Origin of the sequence: Paracoccus sp. (in: a-proteobacteria), assembly GCF_030536915.1 — a bacterium.
GTDB lineage: Bacteria > Pseudomonadota > Alphaproteobacteria > Rhodobacterales > Rhodobacteraceae > Paracoccus.
Window position 1 is genome coordinate 1 of record NZ_JAUNPC010000135.1, and the last position, 4504, is coordinate 4504.

The following is a 4504-nucleotide window of genomic DNA, read 5'->3' on the forward strand; positions in this document are numbered from 1 at the left end:
CGCCGGACGTGACGGGCCGGCAGTCGCCCGAGGTGATCGAGGGCGGCGATTATGACGAGCCCGCCGACCTCGTCATCAAGGCGCTGGGCTTCGAGCCCGAGGATATCCCCCGCCTCTGGGACGCCCCCGGCCTTGAGGTCACGCGCTGGGGCACGATCCGCGCCGATTACCGGACGCATCGCACCTCTCTGCCCGGCGTCTGGGCGGTGGGGGACATCGTGCGGGGGGCGAGCCTCGTCGTCTGGGCGATCCGCGACGGGCGCGAGGCGGCGGATGCCATCGCGGCGGAACTGGCCACCGAGACCCGGATTGCAGCGGAGTGAATGCCATGCACAAGCCATGCACGGATGATGCACAGCCCATGCATATCGCAACCGCGGCAGGCCATGCCGCGCTGCGGCGAATGGGTCAGGGATTCTGCCTTGCTTTTGCGTTGGGCGTGCCGGCTGTCGCGGCCGAATGGACCCCGCCGCAGGGCTGCCGGCTTGAGATGACGGTGCAGCAGCGGTCCTGCACCGTGGCGCAGCATTACCGCTGTCAGGCGGATGCGCCGGGCGACCAGTGGGTGGCCTATTTCACCGACGAGGGGCTGGTCAGCCAGTCCCGGATCGATGCCGAGACGCGCTGGATGGAAAGCACCGATCTGGTCAGCGGCATCACCGACCGGCTGGATCCCGATGCCCGCGATCACGCCAGCCTGTCCACCCTGCTGCAGACCGGCAGCGACGATTTCGACTTCTGGACCCGATCCAACACGGGCGAGCGGCTGCGCCACATCGGCCGCGACGACCTGACCGGGACGGTCGAGATCGACGGCGAGGTGCTGGACACCACCCGCTTCAACCTGCGGACCTTTGCCGAAAGCGGCGAACTGCTGATCGAGCGCAACGGCTCGCAATTCGTCAGCCGGGATCTGGGGCGGTTCTTCGGCGGGGCCGAGACCTCGACCGACTGGACCGGCGAGGCGCGGGAGACGAACGATTCGCCCGTCCGCTTCATCCGCCGGGGCGAGCCGGGCTTCGGTTCGACCGCGCCGGACTATGACTGCAACATGCAGATGGTCGGGACGCCCGCCGGGGGCGGCGCATGATCAAGGGGCGCTGCCTCTGCGGCGCGGTCAGGATCACGGTTGCGCGGTCCAACGGCGAGGTCAGCGTCTGCCATTGCGCCATGTGCCGCCGCTGGAGCGGGGGGATCATGGCCGGTTTCGTCGCCCCTGCCGAAGCGGTGGCCGTGACGGGAGAGGTGGGGCGCTTCGCCTCGTCGGATTTCTCGGAACGGGCTTTCTGTCCTCGCTGCGGGTCGGGCCTGTGGATGCGCGACACCGGCGGCGATTACGAACTGTCGCCGGGGCTTTTCGACGGGGCCGCCGATTTTCCGCTGGTGCGAGAGGTTTATGCCGACCGGGCGCATCGTTTTGCCGCCCTCAAGGGCGATCACCCGCGGATCACGCGGGCCGACTATGAACAGAACCATCCCCATGTGGAGGGAAACGCATGACCGACGCTTGGCAAGCCAAGGAAGAAGCCCGCCGCGCGTGGATGGCGGAGAACTCGCTGTATCGCGCCGAGGATGAGCATTCGTCCTGCGGGGTTGGGCTGGTTGTCACCATCGACGGCACCCCTTCGCGCCGCGTGGTGGAACATGGCATCGACGCGCTGAAGGCGGTCTGGCACCGGGGCGCGGTGGACGCGGACGGCAAGACCGGCGACGGCGCGGGCATCCATGTCCAGATCCCGGTGCCCTTCTTCCACGACCAGGTGCGCAGCACGGGGCACGAGCCCGACGCGTCGAAGATGATCGCCGTGGGCCAGGTGTTTTTGCCGCGCACGGATTTCGGGGCGCAGGAACGCTGCCGGACCATCGTGGAAACCGAAGTGCTGCGGATGGGGCATTACATCTACGGCTGGCGGCACGTCCCGGTGAACACGGCGGTGCTGGGGGAAAAGGCCAACGCCACCCGCCCCGAGATCGAGCAGATCCTGATCCGCTGCGAGAAGGACATCGACGAGGAAGCCTTCGAGCGCGAGCTTTACATCATCCGCCGCCGGATCGAGCGCGCGGCCGTCGCGGCCCAGATCGCGGGGATGTATATCTGCACGCTGTCCTGCCGGTCGATCATCTACAAGGGGATGATGCTGGCCGAGCAGGTCGCCGTCTTCTACCCCGACCTGCAGGACGAACGGTTCGAGAGCGCCTTCGCCATCTATCACCAGCGGTATTCGACCAACACATTCCCGCAGTGGTGGCTGGCGCAGCCCTTCCGGATGCTCGCGCATAACGGCGAGATCAACACGCTGAAGGGCAACCTCAACTGGCTGAAAAGCCACGAGATCAGGATGGCGTCCGCGACCTTCGGGGACATGGCCGAGGACATCAAGCCGATCGTGCCGGGCGGGTCCAGCGACTCGGCGGCGCTGGATGCGGTGTTCGAGGTAATGGTGCGGTCCGGGCGCAATGCGCCGATGGTCAAGACGATCATGGTGCCCGAGGCGTGGTCGAAGGCCACGACCGACCTGCCGAAGCCCTGGGCGGATATGTATGCTTACTGCAACTCGATCATGGAGCCTTGGGACGGACCCGCCGCGCTGGCGATGACCGACGGGCGCTGGGTCTGCGGGGGTCTGGACCGCAACGGGCTGCGGCCGATGCGCTATGTGGTGACGGGCGACAACCTGCTGATCGCGGGCTCCGAGGTCGGCATGGTGCCGGTGGACGAGGCGTCGGTGCGCGAAAAGGGCGCGCTGGGGCCGGGGCAGATGATCGCCGTCGATATCGTCGAGGGGCGGCTTTATCACGATGTCGAGCTGAAGGATAAGCTGGCGGCCAGCCAGCCCTTCGGCGACTGGGTGGAAAAGGTCGTGGCCCCCGGCAAGATGCTGGAGAACCTGCCCGAGCCGGTGACCTGGACCGGCGAGGAGTTGCGCCGCCGCCAGATCGCCGCGGGCTATACCGTCGAGGAGATCGAGGCGGTGCTGGCGCCGATGGCCGAGGACGGCAAGGAGGCGCTGGCAAGCATGGGCGACGACACGCCGCCCGCGGTGCTGTCGGCGCAGTATCGGCCGCTGTCGCATTTCTTCCGGCAGAACTTCAGCCAGGTGACGAACCCGCCCATCGACTCGCTTCGCGAGACGCGGGTGATGAGCCTCAAGACGCGCTTCGGCAACCTCAAGAACGTGCTGGACGAGTCCTCCAGGCACACCGAGATCACCCTGCTGGAGACGCCTTTCCTTGCGAATGGCGAACTGGCCGAGGTCGTGCGGATGTTCGGCGATGCCGTGACCTGGATCGACTGCACCTTCGACGATGGCGCGGGACCGCATGCCATGGCCGAGGCGCTGGCCCGCATCCGTGCCGAGGCCGAGGATGCCGTGCGGTCCGGCGCGGGCCAACTGGTGCTGACGGACGAGCATCAGGGCGAGGCGCGGATCGGGCTGCCGATGATCCTTGCCACCTCGGCGGTGCATAGCTGGCTGACGCGCAAGGGGCTGCGGACCTTCTGCTCGCTGAACGTGCGGTCGGCGGAATGCATCGACCCGCATTACGTCGCGGTGCTGATCGGCTGCGGGGCGACCACGGTGAACCCCTATCTGGCGCAGGACACCATCGCCGAGCGGATCGAGCGTGGGCTGATCAAGGGCGACCTGATCCAGATCATGCGGAACTATCGCGATGCCATCGACGCAGGCCTGCTGAAGATCATGGCGAAGATGGGGATCTCGGTCCTGTCGTCCTATCGCGGGGGGCTGAACTTCGAGGCCGTGGGGCTGTCCCGCGCGATGGTCGCGGAATATTTCCCCGGAATGCAGAGCCGGATTTCCGGCATCGGCCTGCACGGGTTGCAGGCGAAGCTGGAGGAGATCCACCACAAGGGCTGGCACACGCCGGGGGCCGAGTTGCTGCCGGTCGGCGGCTTCTACAAGGCGCGGCGGACGGGCGAGAAGCACGCCTGGGAAGCCAGCACCATGCGGCTGCTGCAACTGGCCTGCGAGAAGGCCTCATATGAAATCTGGAAGCAGTTTTCGGGCGCGATGCGGGCGAACCCGCCGATCCACCTGCGCGACCTTCTGGACATCAGGCCGCTGGGCAAGCCGGTGCCCATTGAGGAGGTCGAGTCGATCACCTCGATCCGCAAGCGCTTCGTGACGCCGGGGATGAGCCTCGGGGCGCTGTCGCCCGAGGCGCACATGACGCTGAACATCGCCATGAACCGGATCGGGGCCAAGTCGGATTCGGGCGAGGGCGGCGAGGACCCGGCCCACAGCGCCCCCCTGCCAAACGGCGACAATCCCTGCGCCAAGATCAAGCAGGTGGCCTCGGGGCGCTTCGGCGTGACGGCGGAATATCTCAACGCTTGCGAGGAGCTTGAGATCAAGGTCGCGCAGGGCGCCAAGCCCGGCGAGGGCGGGCAGTTGCCGGGGATGAAGGTGACGTCGCTGATCGCGCGGCTGCGGCACTCGACGCCGGGGGTCACGCTGATCTCGCCGCCGCCGCACCACGATAT

General features: G+C 67.3%; 4 protein-coding genes. All 4 read left to right on the top strand.

The window, feature by feature from the left end; genetic code table 11:
* On the top strand, nucleotides 1–323 hold a 323-nt coding region (locus Q4F04_RS14615), incomplete at its 5' end, for an FAD-dependent oxidoreductase (protein ID WP_303370531.1).
* Between the two features lie 38 nt (nucleotides 324–361).
* Nucleotides 362–1090 carry a hypothetical protein gene (locus tag Q4F04_RS14620; protein ID WP_303370532.1) on the top strand — a complete coding sequence of 243 codons (729 nt, stop codon included), beginning with the start codon at nucleotides 362–364 and terminating at the stop codon, nucleotides 1088–1090.
* Nucleotides 1087–1500, top strand: a complete 414-nt coding sequence (locus Q4F04_RS14625; RefSeq protein ID WP_303370533.1) for a GFA family protein — start codon at nucleotides 1087–1089, stop codon at nucleotides 1498–1500. The genes Q4F04_RS14620 and Q4F04_RS14625 overlap by 4 nt, the downstream gene beginning before the upstream one ends.
* Nucleotides 1497–4504, top strand: a 3008-nt coding sequence (locus tag Q4F04_RS14630; protein WP_303370534.1) for a glutamate synthase central domain-containing protein, incomplete at its 3' end; no start/stop codon positions are given. The genes Q4F04_RS14625 and Q4F04_RS14630, both read left to right, overlap by 4 nt.